General features: G+C 40.9%; 19 protein-coding genes and 4 tRNA genes. 16 read left to right on the top strand and 7 right to left on the bottom strand.

Annotated elements, in window-relative coordinates; translation table 11 throughout:
* The first annotated feature begins 11 nt into the window (after positions 1 to 11).
* From cpdA to parC, 5 genes are all read left to right on the top strand, one after another.
* The gene (gene cpdA, locus SJ2017_RS18200) at positions 12 to 851 is read left to right on the top strand and encodes a 3',5'-cyclic-AMP phosphodiesterase (RefSeq protein WP_080916826.1); all 840 of its coding nucleotides are present in this window, start codon (positions 12 to 14) and stop codon (positions 849 to 851) included.
* Between the two features lie 78 nt (positions 852 to 929).
* On the top strand, positions 930 to 1,505 hold the full coding sequence (locus SJ2017_RS18195) for a YqiA/YcfP family alpha/beta fold hydrolase (protein ID WP_055023431.1): 576 nt from the start codon (positions 930 to 932) through the stop codon (positions 1,503 to 1,505).
* 56 nt (positions 1,506 to 1,561) lie between these two features.
* Entirely contained in the window at positions 1,562 to 3,448 is a 1,887-nt protein-coding gene (parE, locus tag SJ2017_RS18190; RefSeq protein WP_080916824.1) for a DNA topoisomerase IV subunit B, read from the top strand.
* Between the two features lie 116 nt (positions 3,449 to 3,564).
* Complete coding sequence (locus SJ2017_RS18185) at positions 3,565 to 4,665, top strand: PQQ-dependent sugar dehydrogenase (protein WP_055023611.1); 1,101 nt, start codon at positions 3,565 to 3,567, stop codon at positions 4,663 to 4,665.
* Positions 4,665 to 6,956 (top strand): DNA topoisomerase IV subunit A, encoded by a 2,292-nt coding sequence (parC, locus tag SJ2017_RS18180; RefSeq protein WP_080916821.1) that lies wholly within the window; start codon positions 4,665 to 4,667, stop codon positions 6,954 to 6,956. Before SJ2017_RS18185 ends, parC begins: the two co-directional genes overlap by 1 nt.
* 127 nt (positions 6,957 to 7,083) lie before the next feature.
* On the opposite strand, the gene SJ2017_RS18175 is transcribed toward parC, so the two are convergent.
* Both SJ2017_RS18175 and SJ2017_RS18170 read right to left on the bottom strand, forming a co-directional pair.
* Positions 7,084 to 7,278: a bacterioferritin-associated ferredoxin gene (locus SJ2017_RS18175; protein ID WP_055023428.1), complete on the bottom strand. Its 195-nt coding sequence runs from the start codon at positions 7,276 to 7,278 to the stop codon at positions 7,084 to 7,086.
* A 352-nt stretch (positions 7,279 to 7,630) separates the two neighbouring features.
* On the bottom strand, positions 7,631 to 8,557 hold the full coding sequence (locus SJ2017_RS18170; RefSeq protein WP_080916819.1) for a D-2-hydroxyacid dehydrogenase: 927 nt from the start codon (positions 8,555 to 8,557) through the stop codon (positions 7,631 to 7,633).
* A 45-nt stretch (positions 8,558 to 8,602) separates the two neighbouring features.
* Between SJ2017_RS18170 and SJ2017_RS18165 the strand changes: the two genes are divergently transcribed.
* Positions 8,603 to 8,935: a DUF3392 domain-containing protein gene (locus SJ2017_RS18165; RefSeq protein WP_080916817.1), complete on the top strand. Its 333-nt coding sequence runs from the start codon at positions 8,603 to 8,605 to the stop codon at positions 8,933 to 8,935.
* 68 nt (positions 8,936 to 9,003) lie between these two features.
* Here the strand turns inward: SJ2017_RS18165 and SJ2017_RS18160 are convergent, their stop codons facing one another.
* From SJ2017_RS18160 to rsgA, 5 genes are all read right to left on the bottom strand, one after another.
* Entirely contained in the window at positions 9,004 to 9,729 is a 726-nt protein-coding gene (locus SJ2017_RS18160) for a glycerophosphodiester phosphodiesterase (RefSeq protein ID WP_080916815.1), read from the bottom strand.
* Positions 9,730 to 9,733: 4 nt separating this feature from the next.
* The gene (locus SJ2017_RS18155; RefSeq protein WP_055023424.1) at positions 9,734 to 12,937 is read right to left on the bottom strand and encodes a mechanosensitive ion channel domain-containing protein; all 3,204 of its coding nucleotides are present in this window, start codon (positions 12,935 to 12,937) and stop codon (positions 9,734 to 9,736) included.
* Between the two features lie 52 nt (positions 12,938 to 12,989).
* On the bottom strand, positions 12,990 to 13,877 hold the full coding sequence (locus SJ2017_RS18150) for a DMT family transporter (protein ID WP_240433753.1): 888 nt from the start codon (positions 13,875 to 13,877) through the stop codon (positions 12,990 to 12,992).
* 36 nt (positions 13,878 to 13,913) lie between these two features.
* Positions 13,914 to 14,774, bottom strand: coding sequence for an archaetidylserine decarboxylase (asd, locus tag SJ2017_RS18145; RefSeq protein WP_080916814.1), 861 nt, complete (start codon positions 14,772 to 14,774; stop codon positions 13,914 to 13,916).
* 62 nt (positions 14,775 to 14,836) lie between these two features.
* Entirely contained in the window at positions 14,837 to 15,892 is a 1,056-nt protein-coding gene (gene rsgA, locus SJ2017_RS18140) for a small ribosomal subunit biogenesis GTPase RsgA (protein WP_080916812.1), read from the bottom strand.
* A 113-nt stretch (positions 15,893 to 16,005) separates the two neighbouring features.
* Between rsgA and orn the strand changes: the two genes are divergently transcribed.
* The 10 genes from orn to miaA all read left to right on the top strand — a co-directional run bounded on the left by orn (position 16,006) and on the right by miaA (position 23,670).
* Complete coding sequence (gene orn, locus SJ2017_RS18135) at positions 16,006 to 16,551, top strand: oligoribonuclease (protein ID WP_055023421.1); 546 nt, start codon at positions 16,006 to 16,008, stop codon at positions 16,549 to 16,551.
* A gap of 127 nt (positions 16,552 to 16,678) precedes the next feature.
* Positions 16,679 to 16,754 (top strand) — tRNA-Gly (locus SJ2017_RS18130).
* A 91-nt stretch (positions 16,755 to 16,845) separates the two neighbouring features.
* Positions 16,846 to 16,921: transfer RNA gene (locus SJ2017_RS18125), tRNA-Gly, on the top strand.
* Between the two features lie 92 nt (positions 16,922 to 17,013).
* Positions 17,014 to 17,089: transfer RNA gene (locus SJ2017_RS18120), tRNA-Gly, on the top strand.
* A gap of 23 nt (positions 17,090 to 17,112) precedes the next feature.
* Positions 17,113 to 17,188, top strand: a tRNA-Gly gene (locus tag SJ2017_RS18115).
* A gap of 1,214 nt (positions 17,189 to 18,402) precedes the next feature.
* Positions 18,403 to 18,858, top strand: coding sequence for a ferritin family protein (locus SJ2017_RS18110; protein ID WP_055024974.1), 456 nt, complete (start codon positions 18,403 to 18,405; stop codon positions 18,856 to 18,858).
* A 171-nt stretch (positions 18,859 to 19,029) separates the two neighbouring features.
* Positions 19,030 to 19,488 (top strand): tRNA (adenosine(37)-N6)-threonylcarbamoyltransferase complex ATPase subunit type 1 TsaE, encoded by a 459-nt coding sequence (gene tsaE / locus SJ2017_RS18105; RefSeq protein WP_080916810.1) that lies wholly within the window; start codon positions 19,030 to 19,032, stop codon positions 19,486 to 19,488.
* A gap of 16 nt (positions 19,489 to 19,504) precedes the next feature.
* Positions 19,505 to 20,812: an N-acetylmuramoyl-L-alanine amidase gene (locus SJ2017_RS18100; RefSeq protein WP_055024964.1), complete on the top strand. Its 1,308-nt coding sequence runs from the start codon at positions 19,505 to 19,507 to the stop codon at positions 20,810 to 20,812.
* Between the two features lies 1 nt (position 20,813).
* On the top strand, positions 20,814 to 22,757 hold the full coding sequence (mutL, locus tag SJ2017_RS18095; protein ID WP_080916808.1) for a DNA mismatch repair endonuclease MutL: 1,944 nt from the start codon (positions 20,814 to 20,816) through the stop codon (positions 22,755 to 22,757).
* On the top strand, positions 22,744 to 23,670 hold the full coding sequence (miaA, locus tag SJ2017_RS18090; RefSeq protein WP_080916807.1) for a tRNA (adenosine(37)-N6)-dimethylallyltransferase MiaA: 927 nt from the start codon (positions 22,744 to 22,746) through the stop codon (positions 23,668 to 23,670). Before mutL ends, miaA begins: the two co-directional genes overlap by 14 nt.
* Positions 23,671 to 23,713: the final 43 nt, after the last annotated feature.

Raw genomic sequence — 23,713 nt, 5'->3', positions numbered from 1 at the left:
GGGATTAATTAGTGCTTAAACAGCCAGTGTCTTATTCAATTGCAGAAACGGATGTCGTGCGACTTATTCAAGTTACTGACCCGCACTTATTTGCAGATCCTGAAGCAAAGTTGTTAGGGGTGAGTACGGCTGCCAGTTTCCAAGCAGTACTAGACACATATTTGGCCTCTCAATATTCTGCTGATTTAGTGTTAGCCACTGGCGATATTAGCCAAGATTACTCTCCACAGTCTTACCAACACTTTTCTAGAGACATCGCTGCGCTCAATATCCCTTGCCATTATTTACCCGGCAATCATGATGATCCACGCTTAATGAGCTTGCATATGCAAGGGCCGCATTTATTTGGCCAGCAACGAGTGTTGGCTGGAAACTGGCAAATATTAATGTTGGACTCTACTGTGCGTGGTAAGCCTGGTGGTTATCTTGCTGAACAAGAATTTGAACTCATTGATGCTGCTATAAAAGCAGAGCCTAATAAGCATGTATTACTTGTGATGCATCATAATCCCATTTTGGTTAATTGCAGTTGGCTTGATCAACACTGTATGGCGAACGGTGAGCAGTTTTTGGAAAGAATGGCCAAGTACCCCCAAGTTAAAGGGCTCCTATGGGGACACGTACACCAGTCTATTGATACAGAGTATCAAGGCGAATTTGGCCCAATGCAATTAATGGTCACCCCCTCAACCTGTATACAATTTAAACCGAAATCCTCTTACTTCGCTTTAGATGGCCTTCAACCTGGCTATCGTTTGCTGGAGCTTGCTAGCAATGGTAGCATTCAGACTCAAGTACATCGGGTAGCGGGCGAAAAATTCTCACCAGACAATGATGCTAGCGGTTATTAAACGTTAACGATTCATGTTGTAACCTGATGTATAAGCGAATGCTATTGCATTTTCAGGTTAATCACAGCGAGAGGAAATATGCTTCTCTATATACATGGATTTAATAGTTCTCCTCAGTCTGACAAAGCAATCGAGACGGCACACTATATACAGCGCTGTTTTCCAGATTTATCATTTATTCAACCTCAACTTCCTTCATCGCCAAAAGCCGCGATGGCCTTGTTATGTGGTATTGTTGAACAAGCAATAAACGAAGGAGAGTCTTTGTGTTTTATTGGGTCCTCATTGGGCGGCTATTTTGCGAGTTATTTAGCTGAAAAATATGGTGGTAAAGCAGTGCTGATTAATCCTGCTGTCACTCCATTTGAGTTATTCGATGAGTTTCTTGGACCGCAATATAACCCTTATACTGATGAGCACTATCAAGTGCTGCCTGAGCATAAAAATGATGTGGCTGAATTCAATACCGAAGTCATTAAACATCCCGACCGTTTTCTAGTATTTTTGCAAACTGGCGATGAAGTGTTAGATTATCGTCAAGCATTAACGAAATATCACTGTTGCGAGCTTCATTTAGAGCCAGGCGGTGACCACAGTTTTATTGGCTATAAAAATCAGCTAGATAAGATTTGTGACTTTTTAAAAATTTCTTAAACAGTTTTTATATTAGCCCCATATGTTGGGCTGATAATTGACCAAATGTGTGGACTATGACCAATCAATACACTTCTGATGCAATCGAGGTTCTTAATGGACTCGACCCAGTAAAACGCCGTCCAGGTATGTACACTGATACCACCCGACCAAACCATTTAGGCCAAGAGGTCATTGATAACAGTGTCGACGAGGCTTTAGCGGGTCATGCTTCTAAAATTGATGTGATTTTGCATACTGACAACTCATTAGAGGTGACCGATGATGGTCGTGGTATGCCTGTCGATATTCACCCAGAAGAAGGGATCCCAGGTGTCGAGTTGATTCTAACGAAGCTTCATGCCGGTGGTAAGTTTTCTAATAAAAACTATCAATTTTCGGGTGGTTTGCATGGTGTTGGTATTTCTGTTGTCAACGCCTTATCAACCCGAGTTGAAATCAGTGTTAGACGTGATGCTCAAGTTTATGAAATGGCATTTGAGAACGGAGAAAAAGTTGAAGACCTCACTGTCACAGGCACTTGTGGTCGCCGTAATACGGGGACCCGTGTTCATTTCTGGCCAGATGCTAGCTATTTTGACTCTGGCAATTTCTCTATTACCAAACTCTTATATCAATTACGTGCAAAGGCAGTACTTTGCCCAGGCTTAAGAATTAAATTCACTAACAAGCAAAATGGTGAAGTGAATGAGTGGTTTTATGAGAGTGGATTAACCGATTATTTGAAAGAAGCGGTTAAAGATTCGGTTCTTTTACCGCAAGAGCCATTTATTGGCAGCTTCACAGGCAAAATTGAAGCTGCTGAATGGGCCATTACTTGGTTACCAGAAGGCGGAGATAGCATTTATGAAAGCTATGTTAACCTTATTCCTACACCTTTAGGTGGTACCCATGTAAATGGCTTTAGACAAGGTTTATTAGAATCAATGCGTGAATTCTGTGAATTCAGGAACCTTGTCCCGCGTGGGCTTAAATTATCTCCTGAAGACATTTGGGATAAAGCGTCTTTTATTTTATCGATAAAGATGCAAGACCCACAATTTTCAGGGCAAACAAAAGAGAAACTATCGAGCCGTCAAAGCTCGGCATTTGTTTCTGGGATTGTTCGTGATGCGTTTGCATTATGGTTGAACTCGAATACTGAGCAAGCTGAGTTACTCGCTGAGTTGTGTATTAGCAATGCCCAGCGCCGCTTAAAAGCAGCCAAAAAAGTCGCTCGTAAAAAAGTCACTTCAGGCCCAGCGTTGCCGGGTAAGTTGACCGACTGTAGTGGCCAAGACCCAATGCGTGGTGAGTTATTCCTAGTGGAGGGTGATTCGGCAGGCGGTAGTGCAAAACAGGCTCGAGACAGAGAGTTTCAAGCTATCATGCCGCTACGAGGTAAGATCTTAAATACCTGGGAAGTAGATGCTTCGCAAGTATTAGCGTCACAAGAAGTACATGATATATCAGTTGCAATTGGCTGTGATCCTGACAGTGAGGATATTTCTGAGTTACGTTACGGTAAGATTTGTATTCTTGCGGATGCGGATTCTGATGGACTTCACATTGCGACTTTGTTGTGTGCGTTATTTATGAAGCATTACCGAGTTCTTGTTGAGAAAGGTCATGTTTATATTGCTATGCCGCCATTATTCCGTATCGATTTAGGCAAAGAAGTCTTTTATGCCTTAGATGAAGACGAAAAAAACGGTATATTAGACAGAATTGTTGCAGAAAAGAAAAAAGGCAAAGTCCAAGTGACTCGCTTTAAAGGTCTGGGTGAAATGAATCCGTTGCAATTAAGAGAAACAACAATGGATCCGAATACTCGCCGTCTTGTGCAACTCACAATTGATGATAGTGAAGACACCATGGCATTAATGGATATGTTACTTGCTAAGAAACGTTCGCCAGACCGTAAAGTTTGGTTAGAGTCGAAGGGTGACTTAGCAGAGCTATAAGCCAACAAGGATTATGTTAGCTAATTGATGCGGCGCTAAAATAGGGCAAAAGAATAAATATAATGTCGAAAATAATAATTAAAATGGATACAAAGTTGGTGTCAAATGCGCTGAAAATGATATCAGTGTTCGCATTGGCTCAATTTGCTGCAGCAAAAGCTTTTGCTGCCGATCCTATGATGATTACTGTTACCAAAGGATTTGGACTCACTTTATATGCTTCTGATTTAGGAGACGCTAAACAGATGGCAATTGGCAGCCAAGGCACGTTATTTGTTGGCTCTAAAAAGAGTGGCACTATCTATGCCTTGGTCGATTCAGATAATGACGGTCAGGTGAATAAGCGATATTTAATCGGTAAAGGGTTAGAGTATCCTGAAGCCATTGCTTTTCATCAGGGCGATTTGTATGTTGCCGATGAAGATCGCATCCTTCGATACCCAGATATTGAGAATCGATTGCGCCGACCTGGACGCCCTAAGGAAGTGTACTCGGGTCTACCGAGTGTAGAGCGTAAACATGCTCGTGGTATGAAATTTGGTCCTGACGGTCGCCTTTACATCTCAATCGGCTCTCCGTGTAACGTCTGTGAAGCGCCAGCTCCTTTTGGCAGTATGCTTGCCATCGACCTTGATTCTGGCGATACAGAACAAGTTGCTTCTGGCTTACGTCGAGTTATCGGTTTTGATTGGGCACCGAGTACCAAACAATTATGGTTTGCTGATCAAGGCCGAAATTGGATGGGCGACAATATGCCGGCCGATGAGATTAACCGCATCGATGTTAAAGGTAGCCACTTTGGCTTTCCTTATGTACATGGAACCGATGTCGCTGAACCTGCCTTTAAAAAGCCTGATAACTTAAACGTAACAACGCCAGAGTTTGAACTCCCAGCACATGTTAAGCCAACCAGCTTACTTTTTTATTCAGGCAAGTTATTTCCTGAGCGTTACCATAACCAACTTTTTGTTGCCGAAAATGGCTCTTGGAATCGCTCAAGTAAGATTGGCTATCAGGTTGTGATGCTAACTCTTGATGACGACCAAGTTATTAAGCGTGAAAGAGTGGTAAGCTTTTTAGACGGAGAATTTCCCGTCGCTAGACCTTATGACCTGATTAATGCGCCTGATGGTGCAATGTTCATCTCTGATGACTTAAAGGGCAATATTTATCGCTTATTTTATAAAGCGACAGAACAATCACAGGATACGAAATAATGAGTGATGCGATTGAATTAAGCCTCGATGGTGTAGAGCAAATGCCTCTGCGCCGCTTTACTGAAGAGGCTTATTTAAACTATTCAATGTACGTGATCATGGATCGCGCTTTGCCGCATATTGGCGATGGTTTAAAACCGGTTCAACGTCGTATTATCTATGCCATGAGCGAGTTAGGATTATCCGCTCAATCTAAACATAAGAAATCAGCCCGTACAGTCGGCGATGTGTTAGGTAAATATCACCCACATGGTGATAGTGCATGTTATGAAGCAATGGTGTTAATGGCACAACCATTCTCCTATCGCTATCCGTTAGTTGACGGTCAAGGAAACTGGGGTGCACCGGACGATCCTAAATCATTTGCTGCAATGCGTTATACCGAAGCAAAACTGTCAAAGTTTTCGGAAGTGCTATTATCAGAGTTAGGTCAAGGTACGGTTGATTGGGGTGTTAACTTTGATGGCACAATGAAAGAGCCTAAGTCACTACCCGCTCGTTTACCTCATATCTTATTAAACGGTATCACGGGTATTGCAGTAGGTATGGCAACCGATATTCCGCCACATAATGCCAGAGAGTTAGTTTCGGCTTGTGTGGAGTTACTGGAAAATCCTAAGGCTGATTTAGCGCGCTTAATGGAGTTTGTTCCGGGACCTGATTACCCAACCTATGCAGAAATCATCACACCAAGTAAAGATATTGCCAAAATCTATGAAACCGGTCGTGGCTCTATTAAAATGCGCGCAGTATACGATAATGATAACGGTGAAATCGTTATCAGTGCACTACCTCATCAAGCTGGCAGTGGTAAGATTCTAGAACAAATTGCGAATCAAATGCAGGCTAAAAAGCTGCCTATGGTTGCGGATTTACGAGATGAATCAGATCATGAAAACCCGGTAAGGTTAGTGATTGTTCCTCGCTCAAATCGAGTTGATTGTGATCAGTTGATGGCGCATTTATTTGCTACTACCGATCTTGAGAAAAGCTTCCGAGTTAACTTGAATGTACTGGGTCTTGATGGCCGTCCAAAAGTGAAAGGCTTAAAAGAGCTATTAACTGAGTGGTTAACCTATCGTATTTCGACAGTCACTCGTCGCTTGCAATTCAGGCTCGATAAAGTACTCGCTCGACTACATATTCTTGATGCATTAATGATTGCGTTTTTGAATATCGATGAAGTCATCGAGATTATTCGTTTTCATGATGAACCCAAAGCGGAGTTAATGTCTCGCTTTGCGTTATCAGAAAAGCAAGCTGAAGCCATTTTAGATTTAAAACTTCGCCATCTAGCTAAGCTTGAAGAATTTAAAATTAAAGCTGAACAAGAAGAGTTGGCTGCTGAGCGTGACAAACTAGAGTTAATTTTAGGATCTGAGCGACGTTTAAAAACATTAGTTAAAAAAGAACTGATTCAAGACGGTGAAACGTTTGGTGATGATAGACGTTCACCTATCATTGAGCGTATAGAATCTAAAGCATTAACAGAGCAAGAATTGACGCCTGCTGAGTCTGTGACTGTTGTGTTATCTGAAAAAGGCTGGGTGCGTTGCGCTAAAGGTCACGATGTCGACGGTGAAGCACTCAATTACAAATCAGGTGATGCATTCTTATGCAGTGCGAGCGGTAAGAGTAACCAACCGAGCGTATTCATTGATTCGACTGGGCGGGCTTTTGCTACAGATACTCATACTTTACCTTCTGCGAGAAGTCAGGGTGAGCCAATTACCACTCGATTTAATTTATCGCCAGGTGCAGTTATGCGTCATGTACTACTTGGTACTGACTCGCAATGTTATTTATTAGCTAGTGATGCCGGTTATGGCTTTATTGGTTCGTATGCAGACATGGTAAGCCGAAATAAAGCCGGTAAAGCTTTGTTAAGTCTCCCAGCAAATGCGCAATCGTTAATGCCTAAACTTGTTAATAAAGGCGTAACACAGTCTATTATTGCAATTACCAATGAAGGCAGAATGCTGATATTTGATGTGGATGCTTTACCGCAATTATCGAAAGGTAAAGGTAATAAAATTATAGGTATTCCGACGGATCGTGCGAAGAGCCGTGAAGAGTTACTCATCCATTTAGATATTATCCCTGAAGATGCCTCAGTGACCTTGTGGGCTGGTAAACGTAAGTTGACCTTGAAACCATCTGATCTTGAGCATTACCGCGGTGAAGGAGGCCGTCGAGGCGCTAAATTACCTAGAGGTCTTCAACGCGTTGATAGTGTGCAAATCGAGTTAGGTAACCAAGCAACTGAAACAGAAGTTGAAACGACTGAGTAAGACTATAAGCTCAATGATAGAGAATCATTGAGCGACTTTCTCGAGATAAAAAAATGCAGCCATTAGGCTGCATTTTTTTATGAATTTGATTGATATGAAATCTGCTGGAATAAGGTAGGGTTAGACCTTATGCAACTTCGTAGAAGTTTGGTTCAACATCCACTTGAGCTTTAATGATGTTAGTTGCCATACGCGAACATTTACCACATTGATCAGCCACACCTAAGCGCTTTTTAACGTCAGCTAAAGAGCTGTCGCCATGCTTGCTGACTGCTTCTCTAATTTGGGTATCAGTAATGCCGTGACAAAGACAAACGTACATAAAGCCTCTTCATTTATTCTGATTGCGTGTCTTTTGCTTTATTGCAAAAGGTTTTTCGCTTAATTAACTATAACGCAATTGTAAATGAAAACAGTTCTCATTGCTAATAACTTTTTTAACTAAATAAGTTTGAGGAGTAAAAGTAATGGTTATTACAAACTGTTAAATAGCTCACAAACTCAGTGATAACGCGAGTTGTGAAATAGTTTAAGGTGCCGTATGCAAACTGTAGTAAACCGTTAAGCAACTCAAAGTGGGAACTTACAAAAAGTAGGTTTAGCACTTTAGGTGAATATTCGGTCTCATTATGTGGTCACAAACAAGGCTTTGAAGCTGAAAGTATCAGCATTAACTAATAACCTTTTATAAAGTCGACTTGATGTTTTAGCGGGTGCTGTTGTCGCCACAAACGATAGTTATCAGCGAAGACCTCGACCACTTGCTCAGGGAAACTTGGCGCAGCGATATGTGGGGTGATTATGGCATTAGGACATTGCCAAATGGGGTGCTCACTGCTTAATGGTTCTTGATTAAAGACATCAAGTACCGCATGTTGTTTGGGTTGTTGTTTGAGCTGTTTTGCAAGAGCATCAAGGTCAAGCACATTACCCCTTCCTAAGTTAAAGAGCACAGATTCTGGAGGTAGCAGGGCTAGCATGTCGGCATTTAATAAATTCTCTGTATCTAGCGTGCTAGGTAAGATGCTCGCTATAGCTTGTGCCTTGGGTAAATAAGTTGCAAGCTGCTCGATAGTATCAATATGATCAAAATAGGGTTTACTGACGGCACTTTTACTTAGGCCTGTTACTGTCATTCCAAAATGTTTGGCTGTTTGTGCAATATGCTGCGCAATGGAGCCAGTGCCTAATAACAGTAAATGTTGACCCTGTAAGGTTCGGAAATTACCTGGAGCCCATTGTTGTTGTTGCTGTTGTTGTTTATATTTTGCATGTTCACGCTGATGAGCTAATAGGTAGCCAAATAAATACTCGCTCATTAGCGGTCCGAAAATACCTTTAATGTTCGTGAGAGCATAATCGCGGCGTTGCCTTGAGCCAGTGAGTTTATCAACTCCAGCAAAAGTCGATTGCATCCACTTGAGTTCAGAACCTAAATTGAGCAGTGGGGCTGCCAGTTGAGGCTCAGCAAACCAGATATCGGCTTCACAAATACTGCTTGGATCATCTCCTAGAATGGTTAACTCAGGTAATTGGCAATGCGACAGCAGTTGACGGTATTTATCATTGTCTTGAGTTAGCAGTAGAAGTTTGTGTGCCATATGGTTTCCCAGTACGTTTTTATTGACATAAATTGAGGTTGTTTAATGAATCAAATCATAGCATTTCTAGCTAAAATTGGTGCAATGCTTCACCCTTGGATGAGTGAAATTGCCACTGCACTTGTGGCGTGTGCGATTGTTATCTTTGCGACCGACATCAATCGTATATTACGAAAATCGTTAGTCGGCAGTGGCTTTTTTGTTCGCACGAGTGCATTTGTTATGATCAATGCTTTTGGCTACGGTTTGGTTATTGTTAGTATTAGTCCTTGGCTCGCAGGCCAACTCCGTAGCATGCCTTCGCAATGGATGCTGTTACTGGTCATAGGTATCTTTTTCGCTATTGGTGCTTGGGCGCAGCGAAATAGGCAAGTGTGAGCCTTAACTCTAAATACTAATCCCTAAACCCTAAATATTAAATAAGCACTCATAACCCATACGCTAACTTATCCAAACCAATGTTGATGATCTTCATTAGCATTTTGACTCAAAAGTGCATCAGCGGCTTTATCGGGGAAGTTGCTGAAAATACCATCAACGCCTAAGGCTTTTAATGCCTGGATGTCTTCAGGGACATCAACCGTGTATACGTATATTTTAGCCCCTCGTTGATGTGCATCTTTCACCATTTCATGAGTAACAAAATGAATATCCACATGAATGGAGTAGGCGCCTAACTGTGTAACGGATTCCGCATAATTGAGCGGGACACCAGAGAGAATTGGGGCGACTCTTGCCTCTGGAAGATGTTGTTTTACTTGCGCTAAGTACGGTTGATTGAACGATGAAATGAGTAATTGCGCTTGAGTAAAGTTTAACTGGCTAATAAGTGAAGGGTACATTTCAATTACTGGCATAGCGGTGTGATAGCCTTTAAGCTCGATATTGACGATACATCGACCATTTATCAGGCTCATCACTTGCCAAAATGTCGGAATTGAATGTTGCTTTATCTTGGCTTTATTGATGGTCTCTTTGCGACTTAGATGAACTAAACCTTTGCCGGAAGTTTTGTTTTCAAGGCGTCTATCATGAAAAACATAAAGCTCACCTTCAACGTTATATACGTCTAATTCAATGGCTTGCACATTTAGTTGTAATGCTTTTTCCATTGCTGCTAAGGTGTTTTCTACTTCATAACCGCTAGCGCCGCGGTGGGCAAAAATTAGCATTGAGTTAACCTTTAATTATCTGATTAATATCACGAGGTTGGCCATTATTGATATGGATTTCCATCTGTGGATACGCCAACTCTACTTGGTTTTCTTTTAGCTTCTTACAAATGCGTTTATGCAGACTGTGTCGAAGAGGCCAGCGATCATTCATGTCCTTAGCATAAGATCTGACTTCATAATCTTGGGTGTGTTGGCCGAATCCCGCAAACCAGACTTCAGGCTCAGGGAAGCTAAGGGACAATTCTGACTCACGTACCGCTTGATGTAATAACGCTTCAACCTTTGATGGATCAGCGTCTCGCTGTACTGACACACTGACGATTACACGGGTTATAGGATCTGAAAGTGACCAATTGACTAATTGCTCTGTGATAAATGCCTTATTGGGCACAATAATTTCTTTTCTATCCCAGTCAACAATAGTGGTAGCACGTATTTCAATTTTACTGACGGTACCCGTTAAGTCACGAATCGTAACGGTATCGCCAATTCGGATTGGTTTTTCAAATAAAATAATTAAGCCAGAAATAAAGTTGGCAAAAATCTCTTGTAATCCGAAGCCTAAACCAACCGATAATGCCGCGACAAGCCACTGTAGTTTTGACCATTCAACACCGATGGTAGAAAAACCAACCAGAAGGCCAATAAACACCACAAGGTAGCTGCTGACAGTGGTGATTGCAAAGCCAGTGCCTGGTGTTAACTCTAAACGCTGCAGAATCGTTAGCTCTAATAAGCCGGGCAGGTTTTTGGCTATCATGGCCGAAAAACCAACAATAATGAACGAGAAGAATATCGACTTCAGTGTAATGGGGACTTGTTGTTCAATGCCATTGACTACGGAATGAGTATTCCACAGGGTTATCCCATCTAAGAATGAAAATAATGCAGTATGAGTTTGTGAAATTAAGCCTAATAGGCTGCCAAAAAATGCCAAAATTAATAATGAACGAACCAAGCCTAAGGATTGGCTTGCAATGGTTTCTAAATCAACAATTGGCTCTTCGTAATTTTCATTAGCGTCTGCTGCATGATTGAGTTCACCACGTTCTCGTTGGGCGAGACGCTCAGCACGGCGAGCTTTAGCACGGTCAAAAGCAATTAATCGACGCTCAATTAACATCCAGCGTTTGATTAATTGATAAAGCAGTAAAAATCCAAGCCCTAACAGCAATGACAACTGCACTTGCAGTAACACTTGGAACGCACTGAAGTAATAACCAACGGTAGCTAGCACCACACATCCGCAAGGCACGATAATTAAAAATGCCCACATGAGCTTATTTAGCAGCTTCATGTTTTTACCGTCATTTGCGCTTTCACGATAGTCAGTGATAAATGCGTACAAGTCTCGGTAGAGCACCAATAACGTAATGGTAAAGAGTAAAAAGGCGCCGCGACCAATGCTATTGCGGATTAACGAAGTATCTATGGCCTCAGTAAAGCCCATAATGCCGATAAGTGGCCAGCTGATAAGAATAAAGCGTAAGACTTTTTCTTGCATACGCCTGACAAGGGGTTGTGGTCGTCTAAAGTGACTGATCATAATCCCGTTATCTAATGACAATAGGGCGAAGAAACGATAGACCCAGTAACTACAACCGATAGACAGTACACCCACACCAATGGCGTGGACAAAGTTTAACTCTGATGAGAATAAAATAAGGCCTGCAAGCAATAAAGGCAGCGGCTTTAATAATGAATAAACTAAAGATAAAACTAATGTTTTAGCGGTATAGATAAACTTATCTTGAGTTACATTACCAACATATTGTCCATAGCGTTCCATTGTTTGGTTAAACTTGGGGGTTAGTAAATCTTGAGCCATTAGACATAAGATCAAGATGATGACCCACCACGCCCAGTAAATATTTTGCGATTGCCAAGCCTGTTTTAACTTTTCTCTTTGTTGTGCTTGTGTCATCCACACCGTGGCATTTTTTAAATCAATCAGCCATAAACCACTAATACCTGCCGCATTAGGTACCCAAAATAAATGTTCATTTAGGGTGTTTTTAAGCTCTAAATATATTTGGTTGAGCTGCTCATAACTATTTCGCAGTTTAGCTTGTTCATTTAGGTAAACATCATAATTTTGTACCAGTTCTTCTATTAAACTTTGCTGTGATTCCAATAGCTTAATTTGGGTGTTATTTAAAAAATCTTGATTACTGAGCTGCTGTTTGTTTAAGGCTTTTTGCTGCTCAGCTTGATAACGCTTTAGTCTAGAGTCGGCGACTTCGGCCAGCAAGGCATCTTGACTCGGAGGTTTTGGGAGTGATTGCAACATCTGCAAAAAGCGGTCACCAAAGGCGGAATTCGTTTCAACCCACGTAATTTGCTCTTCGACATTTGCGAGCTGTAATGCATGGGTTTGGTATTGTCTTTCGGTTTTTTCTTGCAAGCTAATAACGGCGCTTATGCTATCTGTGATACGGATAAGCTCCTGAGCATATTGCTGGTTTTTATTACTGATTTCTTGCGAAACAACATCGGCAAGCTGCTGCTCATCGATGATGTTATTCGCAATGGTATTTGCTGCTTGTTGTTGGCGGTGACGACTATTTTGTTTATTGAGCGCTTCAATCAGTTTTTCTTGCTGAGCATGCTCAATGCGCAGTAATTGCAGCTGCAATTGCGCGATTTGCTTTTGTTTAGGGCTGCTTGCATGCTCGGCTGATAAAGTTGCTATGTGTTGTTCTAATAATTGACCTTGCAACACATGTAATTGACCTAATGGGGTATCAACTGGTGCTAATTGAGTGCGCTTGAACTGATTAAGCGCATCTTTAGCCTGACGAATTAAGCTAGGTAATTGTTGCTGTCTTTTACTTAAGCTGAGTAATTGTTTACTGAGTTCATTTTCGGATTGTTTTTGCTCAGACAAATGATAATAAGCCATCGATGCTTGCTGGCTAATGTCAATTTTACTATCAACGAATACTTCGGGCGCTGGTTGATTGATTTGAGCAGTTAATTGCTCAAGGGTTGTCTCACTATTTTGTTCAAGTTCAAGATAGCTTTGTTCTTCATCATTCAGTTTTTCGATGCTGGCTTTAACATTATCGATTTGAGTTGGAATGTCGATGACTTGATTAGAATTATTACCTTGGGAAAAGCCCAAGCGTTTATCAAGCTGCAACGGAGAATTTGCAGAAGCAAAGAAAGTACAAAAGCAAAGTAGAAAAACCGCAATACGAAACATAGAAAAGAGATTGCTTGTGAGAGACTAATACAATGGTAACAAAAACCTGAGTTTACGCTTTATTTTTTTTGTTATTTTGCAGAGTTTCGAAGATTGCTGTGAGCAAGATAATCATTCCGCCAATCACTGTATTGATATTCACTTTTTCATTGAGCAATATGATGGCTAACAAGGTGCCATAAAAGGGCTGTAGGCATGAGACTAGCCCAGCAGTTTTAGCACTTAGACTTCGCAGTGATGATGCAAATAATGCGTGTGGGGCAGCAGTAAAAAACACCCCTAGGACGACAATAGATAACCAAATATCTGCACTAATTGATGTGATATCGGTTTCTAACCATGGTGCAAGTATAATGACGGCAATCAAGGTTTGATAAAACATGGCTTGGGGGCCGCTATAGCGAGAGAAATATTGTTTATGGCAAATATTACGAGCTGTAAACAAGGCAGCAGAGATAATCCCTAAAGCAATACCGAAGGTAACATCGTTTTCTAAATTGGGCTCTGGTATAAGCATGATTACGCCAGTTAAAACAGCGATGCCAGAGAGAACATCAACCTTACGTAATCTACTTTGACTAAAAATTGGCTCGACAAGGACTGTCATCACCGGATAGGTGAAAAAAGCAATCATCCCGATTGAGACGGAAGCTAGCTGCATTGAGGCAAAATAAGTGACCCAGTGTAGGCTAACTAATACGCCAAGCCCTAAGGCAATAAAATAATCCTGAACATGCGAAAGCAACAAACGTTGTTGGTTAACTTTTACAATCGCAGCCAATACAAAAAAAGCGATGGCGCAGCGAAGCACGGTAATATCGAGGGCACTTAAAGGAATGATTTTAGAAAATAACGCCGTGCCACCAAAAAGTAACACGGCTATATGCAACTGCATGAGTCCGCTTTGAGTTGAATGAGCGGTCATTGATGTTCCACTCATTTCGGGGCCTTTTACAGTCACTAAGTGCTGATTCGCTTACTTGAGGTGTGCGAAAGCTTGTCCCATACGGGTTGTTTCGGTTGGCTCAACACCTTCAGCAAAGGTATCAATGGCATCTTGACCAAACAACATGACCACAGTTGAACCTAATTTGAAGCGACCCATTTCAGCACCTTTTTCAAGTATTAATGATTCAGGTCCTTCAGTTGGGTAATCCCATGTAAATACTTGCTTGCCGCATGGTGGGGTAACAGTACCTGCCCAAATGGTTTCAATACTGGCCACAATTGTTGCGCCAACTAGCACCATTGCTAATGGACCTACTTCAGTTTCAAAAATAGCGACGACACGTTCGTTGCGAGCAAACAGCCCAGGTACATTTTGCGCTGTTAATGGGTTTACTGAAAACAACTCACCAGGAATGTAAGTCATTTTAGATAAAGTGCCAGTCATTGGCATATGGATTCGGTGGTAATCCTTTGGTGCAAGGTAAATCGTCGCAAAGTCACCACCAGTAAAACGTTCAGCATCTTTTTGCTGACCACCTAATAGAGCAAGTGTGGTGTAATCATGGTTTTTAGCTTGGACAATTTTTCCAGCTTCAATTGGACCACATTGACTTACGGCACCGTCAACAGGGTGCGCGATGATTTTGTCATCTGCAACGATTGGGCGTAAACCAGGTTTTAATGCGCGAGTGAAAAAGGCATTGAAAGTTTTGTATGCTTCAGGCTCACTTTCTGCAGCTTCTGACATATCAATCTTATATTGTTTGATAAACCATTTGATACCAGCGGTGGTAATTGCTCCCGCTTCAGCGGCTGCAAGTTTACCCACTAAACGTGATAGTAAATGTTTAGGTAAGATATATTGCAAAGCAATTTTAACAGAATCCAATTGAATACCCTTATTAGTTAGTTTTATCTTGAGTGTAAATAGTCATTTTCAGCAATACTGAATTAAAGATCGTCAGCTCTAAAGTGTCTGGCGTGACGTTGCTCGTCAAGGCTAGCAATGATTCGATGATAGTTATTAAATCTATCTTCGGTTATTTTCCCATCTGCTAAGGCGGCTTGCAAGGCGCAGCCGGGATCATTACCGTGTTTACAATCGCGAAACTTGCAAGTACCGATAAAATCTCTGAATTCAACAAAGCACCAGCCAACACGTGGAGCAGGCAAATGCCACAAGGCAAATTCACGTACACCGGGTGAGTCGATTAAGTCTCCACCACTTTCAAAATGTAATAATTTTGCGGTAGTAGTAGTGTGTTGACCAAGGCCGGAATTGTCTGAAACATCACCTACTTGTAGATCAGCATCTGGCATCAAGGCATTAATAAGGGATGATTTCCCTACGCCTGATTGACCTGCAAACACACTGATTTTATCAGACAGAAGGGATTTAATTTGCTCGACCCCTTCACCTGTATGACTGCTCACCATGTAGACTGGATAACCAATTTGCCGATATCGCTCAAGAGCCAGTTCGACTTCTTCTCGGTTATCATCATTTAATAAATCCATTTTATTAAGAATGATGACAGGTGGAATTTCAGTGTCTTCTGCGGCAACTAAATAGCGGTCGATAATTTGAGTCGTAAAACTCGGCAATATTGAAGAAACAATCAGTATTTGATCAATGTTGGCCGCGATGATTTTTACGCCGTCATATAAATCCGGGCGAGTTAATGAAGATGTGCGCGGATGAACCGCTTCAACAATGCCACCAATACCACGATCGGTTTCTGTCGCAAGACGCACCAGTACCTTGTCACCTGTCACTAGACTGGTGATGTTTCGGCGAAGGTTACAACGGGCGACGATGCCATCTTCAGTTTCAATATCTGCATGTTGACCAAAACGGGAAATTACGATTCCCTGCTGTTCTGGCCCAAGTGGACTATCCTGTAAATCATTAGCCGTATCAGGTTTGTCTTTACGCTTAAGGCGTTTACTTTGATTGTCGCGCATTCGGCGCTTTTGACTTTGGCTTAGCGGTTTCTTTTTACTCACAGGCGAATCTTCATTAATTAGGTGTTTTTTTGTCGTATAAAAAAACAGTATGATACACCCTCTTTAATAAAAAAGCCTGAATTTAGGGCTTTTGACAGAATAAGGCAGATATTATGGCTGTAAACTCGAGTAATCTGATTTGGGTTGATTTAGAAATGACGGGTTTAGAGCCCAGTGTCGATCGAATTATTGAAATTGCGACGATAGTGACAGATCAAGAATTGAATATAATTGCCCAAGGCCCAGTGATGGCAGTTCATCAATCTGATGACGTGCTTAATGGCATGGATGATTGGAATCAAAAGCATCATGGTGAATCCGGATTGATTGAACGTGTTAAAAACAGTCAATATTCTGAAGAAGATGTAATTAAAGCCACGATTGAGTTTTTAGAGCAATATGTTCCGAAAGGCGCGTCGCCTATGTGTGGTAACAGCATTGGTCAAGATCGCCGTTTCTTAAATAAATACATGCCTGAATTAGAGGATTTCTTCCATTATCGCAATATCGATGTGAGCACAATTAAAGAGCTGACTAATCGTTGGAAGCCTGAAGTAATGAAAGGCTTTAGTAAGAAGAATACCCATCAAGCATTGGAAGATATCAAGGAATCCATTGCTGAATTGCAGTTTTATCGCCAAGAAGTATTTAAAATTTAAGCAAACGAACTTTTTTTTAAATTAGGGGTTGCAGTGTAGTGAATATTACATATAATGCGGCCTCAACTTTTTACAGCAAGATTCATTGCTGAATGAAGTTGAAGATTGAAAATTGCAGCACCAAGATGCGACATTAGCTCAGTTGGTAGAGCGATACCTTGCCAAGGTATAGGTCATCAGTTCGAACCTGATATGTCGCTCCAATTTTCAATATAAAATTTGAAATGCGACATAAGCTCAGTTGGCTTTGGTTTAAACGATACCTTGCCAAATGTGTTGATGACGCAACAAGATGCGACATTAGCTCAGTTGGTAGAGCGATACCTTGCCAAGGTATAGGTCATCAGTTCGAACCTGATATGTCGCTCCAAATTTTAAAAATTGAAATATAGATGCGATATTAGCTCAGTTGGCTCTGGTTCAAACGATACCTTACCAAATGTGTTGATAACGTAACAAGATGCGACATTAGCTCAGTTGGTAGAGCGATACCTTGCCAAGGTATAGGTCATCAGTTCGAACCTGATATGTCGCTCCAATTTCAATAGCAAGTTTTGTAAGGCGACATTAGCTCAGTTGGTAGAGCGATACCTTGCCAAGGTATAGGTCATCAGTTCGAACCTGATATGTCGCTCCAAACTTCCCCCATCTGTGTATTTCCAGCAATTTATTCCAAGTAAAGTTTCCAAGCACAATGTCCAAATAAAAATAGCTCAGTTGCGCTTTTAGCGTGGTGATACCTTTTTTGTTGCCAAGGTATAGGTCATCAGTTCGAACCACTCTTTTTGAACATATTAGGTCGCTTCAAACTTCCCCCATCTGTTTATTCCAAGCAATCTATTTCAGGTAAAGTTTCCAAGTAAAATGTCCAAATAGAAAATAGTTCTGTTGTGCTTTTAGCGTGGTGATACCTTCTTGTTGCCAAGGTATAGGTCATCAGTTCGAACCACTCTTTTTGAAAACATTAAGTCGCTCCAAACTTCCCCCCATCTGTGTATTTCAAGCTATCTATTCCAAGCAATCTATTTCAGGTAAAGTTTCCAAGTAAAATGTCCAAATAGAAAATAGTTCTGTTGTGCTTTTAGCATAGAGATACCTTTTTTGTTGCCAAGGTATAGGTCATCAGTTCGAACCACTCTTTTTGAAAACATTAGGTCGCTCCAAACTTTCCCCATCTGTATATTCCAAGCAATCTATTCTAGGTAAAGTTTCCAAGCACAATGTCCAAATAAAAATAGCTCAGTTGCGCTTTTAGCGTGGTGATACCTTCTTGTTGCCAAGGTATAGGTCATCAGTTCGAACCACTCTTTTTGAAAACATTAAGTCGCTCCAAACTTCCCCCAGATGTGTATTTCAAGCTATCTATTCCAAGCTATCTATTCTAGGTAAAGTTTCCAAGTAAAATGTCCAAATAAAAATAGCTCAGTTGCGCTTTTAGCATAGTGATACCTTCTTGTTGCCAAGGTATAAGTCATCAGTTCGAACGACTCTTTTTGAACATATTAGGTCGCACTAAAACTTCCCTTCGTAAAAATTCCAGTGCTTATCTCCAAACAAAAATGAATTAATGCTTTAACCTGTAAAGTGATCGCTATTTGATTGATGCAACATCAAGCCTTTTTTAGACGTAAATAGCGCATTTATGCCACCTGTTTGGTCACCTGTTTGATAGTGCCTCATATTTAGCAGAGACACTTTGTTTATTTGTATTGTCTAATTTACCTGTCTTTTATATGTAAAATATGAGCTTGCTCAAGTATTCCTTTTTTATTTTCAACCATAATAAATACAAGCTTTTACAAATTAATTCTAAAAACTGCTGACAGAGCAGTTATGAGTGGAGTGTTTATTATGCGTATCCAACAACTAAGTGAGTTGCTTGATTTTATAGCTAAATCACGCTTAGACATGAAACAACTTTATGGCCAATTGCATCGTAATGCAGACTCGACTCGAGTGAAAATGATGTTGGAATATCTTCAGCAGCATCAACAGCATGTTCATGACAGTATTGAAAATTATATCGATGAAGCGCCAAGCCGCATGTTAGATACATGGTATAAAGATATTACATTCGAAGACTTCAAAAAACGTTGTAACGAATCATTACTACCAGCAAATATGACTGAAGATGATGTGTTGGAGCTTCATTTAGATCTTGAAAACCGTCTAATCGCATTATTGGAAAAAACGGCAAATAGCACTGCCGTAACCGAAATTAAAGAAGCTTTACTTGATTTGGTTAGAGTTGAGCAAACTCAGCAAAAAAGATTAGTGCATAGTGCTTTGCGAATGGATGATATCTAACAGTTATTTTTCCCATTTCGATTTTATGTTAATATTTTTAAATAGAGCCAGCTAGCAAGCTGGCTTTACTATTTTCAGCGGTTTACATTGCGTCAATTAATCACGGAGTGCATTATTCTGATTAAGATGACATTTTTATATGATTAATCCCCCAAGTGCTGGTAAGTTAACATGACTTCGATAAAAAAAAATCTCCCAGATGAACAAGCAACAATTGAACTAGGTTATGAGTTATCACTGTGGGTGAGTGCACCACTGGTTATCTATTTAACTGGAGATTTAGGCGCGGGTAAAACGACCTTAAGCCGTGGTTTGATTCAAAGCTTGGGGCACAAGGGCAATGTTAAAAGCCCTACTTATACACTTGTTGAACCGTATGAGTTAAAAGGGATGGATATTTTTCATTTTGACTTGTATCGATTGCTTGACCCTGAAGAATTAGAGTTCATGGGGATTCGAGATTACTTTACAGAAAAAAGCCTGAGTCTTATTGAGTGGCCAGATAGAGGCCATGGTTTGTTACCTGATGCAGATATTAGTATTCATTTGGGTTATCAAGGTGAACAGAGACAGGTTGAGTTAAACGGGTTGACACCTGCTGGGCAGCAAGTTGTCGCTAAATTAAAATAATAATGATTTGAGAAAAATGACGCGATTTTTTAGTTTTGTATTGCTATTTGGCTTCTCGTTAATTGTAGAAGCAGCGAATAAATTAGATAGTATTAGAGTGTGGGATGCACCAGACTCTACTCGAGTGGTATTGGATTTATCCCAAGCACCTGATTACAGTTATTTTTCATTGTCTAATCCTCAGCGCTTAGTAATTGATTTAAAGCAAGCCTCTACCAAGGTTAAGTTTGATGATATTGCTAAAAACAGCAAATTGATTAATAAAGTCCGTTTAAGTAAGCCTCCTAAAGCTGGTACATTACGCTTAGTCCTCGAATTGGCATCTCCTGTTAAAGCTAATTTGTTTTCGCTGACGCCAACTGCGCCATATGGAAATCGCTTGGTTGTTGATCTCGATAACTCAGCCAATAAACCCGCTGCTAAAAAACAGGTAGTTCAAACCAGTAAGCGTTCAAAAGATGTGATTGTCGCAATTGATGCGGGTCACGGTGGTGAAGACCCTGGCTCAATAGGCCCTAAAGGGACTTATGAGAAAAAGGTCGTTTTAGCCATTTCTAAACGGCTTGCACGCAAAATTAATGAAACACCGGGCATGAAAGCGGTGATGACTCGCAGTGGCGATTACTTTGTTAATTTAAATCAGCGCTCAGAACTTGCGCGAAATAGCCGTGCAGACTTATTACTATCTATTCATGCAGATGCATTCACTTCACCTCAACCTAAGGGCGCCTCTGTGTGGGTTCTGTCTAAGCGACGAGCCAATACTGAAATCGGTCGGGTATTTGAGGATAAAGAAAAACATTCAGAATTATTAGGCGGTGTAGGCGATATTATTCAAAACACTGACAGTGAGCAGTATTTGGTTATGACCTTGATTGATATGTCCATGGATCATTCTATGGCTGAAAGTCACAGTATTGCGACCGATATTCTTGCTGGGTTAGGTAAGGTCACAAAGCTGCATAAAAATAAGCCTGAGTCGGCCAGTTTCGCAGTATTAAAGTCGACAGATATTCCTTCAATTTTGATTGAAACAGGCTTTATTTCAAACCCTAAAGAAGAGCGTTTATTGCTTGATGGAAACCATCAACAAAAATTAGCCAACGCTATTCACAAAGGTGTGGTTAACTATTTTGAGGCTAATCCCCCTTCAGGCACCATGTTTGCTAAGCAAAGCAATGTTAAACATACCGTCAGAAGTGGCGAGTCACTTTCAGTGATTGCCCAGCGTTATAAAGTCAGTGTGGCGAGTATCAAAAAAAGTAATAACTTAAAGTCCGATGTATTAAGAATTGGCCAAAAGCTGGTTATTCCGAGGGCGTAAAATGGCTATTCAAATTCTTCCTCCACAACTTGCCAACCAAATTGCAGCAGGTGAAGTGGTTGAAAGACCTGCATCAGTTGTTAAAGAGTTGGTAGAAAACAGCTTAGATGCAGGTGCAACCCGTGTTGATATCGAAATCGATAAAGGTGGCAGTAAACTCATTCGAATTCGCGATAATGGTAAAGGTATTGCCAAGGCGGAGCTTGCGTTGGCGCTTTCTCGCCACGCTACCTCAAAAGTACATTCTCTTGATGATCTAGAAGCTATTTTAAGTTTTGGGTTTCGTGGTGAGGCATTAGCCAGTATTAGCTCTGTTGCTAGACTCAGCCTAACATCTAAGCCTGCAGATCAAACCGAAGCTTGGCAAGCCAATGCGGCTGGCTCGCAAATGGATGTCAAAATTACTCCTGCAGCTCATCCAATTGGTACAACAATTGATGTCGTCGATTTATTTTTTAATACGCCAGCCAGACGGCGTTTTTTAAAGAGTGATAAAACTGAGTTTACTCATATCGATGAATGGCTGAAGCGGATTGCCATTGCGAGAACCGATGTACATTTTACCTTAACTCATAATGGTAAACTAATACGTCAATATCGCCCTGCGAATACTGAAATACAGTATAAACAACGGTTAGGACAAATTTGTGGTCGCAGTTTTGCTGAGCATGCCTTGCACTTGGCTTGTGAACATGACGGTTTGAGCTTAAGCGGATATTTACAAGCGCCAAGTGATACACAGGTGACCGATAGCTTTTATTTTTATGTGAATGGCCGATTGGTACGTGATCGCTTAGTAAATCATGCAGTCAAACAAGCTTTTGGACGTTTTGATATTCAGCATCAACCTGGTTATGTATTGATGCTTGAGATTGATCCTCATCAAGTCGATGTGAATGTGCATCCTGCAAAACATGAGGTGAGATTTCATCAAAGTCGGTTGGTTCATGACTTTATCTTGCAAGCTTTACAATCTGTGCTGCAGCAAATTACAGAATTACAATTGTCACCTGAAAGCAATGATCGAAATAACGATAATCGCAATCATAGTAGCGACACCGCTTATACTCATGTTGATGGTACTCATTCATCACCGGTCAATCAAGAATTGTCATCAAAGCCTGTTCAGCAACACACAGGTTCTCAGGCAAGTTCGTATTTGTCTGAAATAGAGCAGCAACAATTAGCTGTTCAGCATCAACCTCGAGAGCAAAGTCGAAGTCAATATGGCAGTGTCTCAGTACCAGCTCAAGGCTATCAAAATAGTGGCGGGCAATATGGCGGTGGTGGCTCAAAAGCAGTCGATTCAGCGGAGATAACCCCAACAGCAATTGCTAACTATGGTCAATTACTGCAAACAGAACATGAAAATAGCTCATTAACACAAATTAATGAAGTTAATATTTCAGCGGTTTCTACCATGCCTCAGCTACTTGATGGCCGTTATTGGGTCATGGTAAAAGAACAGCAATTATTATTAATCGATATAGTCCAAGTTTCTGTTATTGTTGCTAAAAATGAAATATTCAAAAAGTTGAAAACCGGGTTGGTAGGGCAACCTTTACTCATGCCTGTGTCAATTCAAGCTGATGTAGATTGGAAAGAGTTACTTGTTGAGCGAGATATCTTACTAAGAAAACTGGGTTTAACCCTTTCAATTCGCTACCAACAGTTGATAATTAAGAATGTGCCCCCATATCTAAGAGATAGCCAGTTAGCCGTATTAATCCCAGAATTACTTCAATGGATTAAAGCTGATACGCCTACCGACGAAGCGTTAGCGTTATGGATTGCTCAGCATCAAAAGTCAGCTTTTCTTTCTGCATCGCAATTATGGCAACAGTATTGTCAGTTAAGTGATGAACAACAAGCTGCGTTATTATCAACAGCACAATCTTTACCGTGGCAAACTTGGCTAGAAGAGAATAAAAGTGAACCAAGCTAAACAACCCAAAGTATTGTTTTTAATGGGGCCAACAGCCTCAGGCAAAACCGCTTTAGCCATAGAGATGGCGCAGCACCATAACTGTGAAATTATCTCAGTTGATTCTGCGTTGATTTATCGGCAGATGGATATTGGTTCTGCAAAACCTGATGCCGATGAACTTGCATTAGCACCACATCGTCTTATCGACATTTTAGACCCGAGTGAGTCCTATTCGGCTGCCGACTTTAGACGTGATGCACTGCACGAGATTGAACAGATCATTGCCCGTGGTAAAACCCCATTATTGGTGGGCGGAACAATGATGTACTTTAAAGCACTACTTGAAGGTTTATCGCCTTTACCTGCTGCTGATGAAGCGATTAGAGCACAAATCTTAGCCGAGGCCGAAACCCACGGTTGGGATTTATTACATCAACAGTTATGTGATATTGACCCTGCGGCTGGTGAGCGTATTCACCCTAATGATCCACAACGATTATCTCGTGCTTTAGAGGTTTACAGAATAACAGGTAAAACCATGACTGAGTTGAGTGCAACTAAGTCACCGGCTTTACCTTATGATGTAGTGCAATTCGCTATTGCACCACTTGATAGAAAAGTATTACATGAATTAATCGCAAAACGATTTAAACTAATGATGCAACAAGGGTTTATTGAAGAAGTTCAGCGATTAAAAGAGCGAGGCGATTTACATTTAGACATGCCATCCATGCGCTGTGTCGGATATCGACAATGCTGGCAATATTTAGATGGTGAATTTGATCGTGATACTTTGGTAGAAAAAGCCACTGCTGCCACTAGGCAATTGGCGAAACGTCAATTAACATGGTTGAGAAGCTGGCCAGATTTACATTGGCTCGAAAGTGGTGCCAAAGGAAATTTAGTTACACTTATACAACATTCAGGCTAGATTAATCGCTGCTGCTGTATAATACTCAAACTAAACAATAAAA

This window comes from Shewanella japonica (assembly GCF_002075795.1).
GTDB lineage: Bacteria > Pseudomonadota > Gammaproteobacteria > Enterobacterales > Shewanellaceae > Shewanella > Shewanella japonica.
This window is presented reverse-complemented; position numbering and strand designations above follow the sequence as displayed.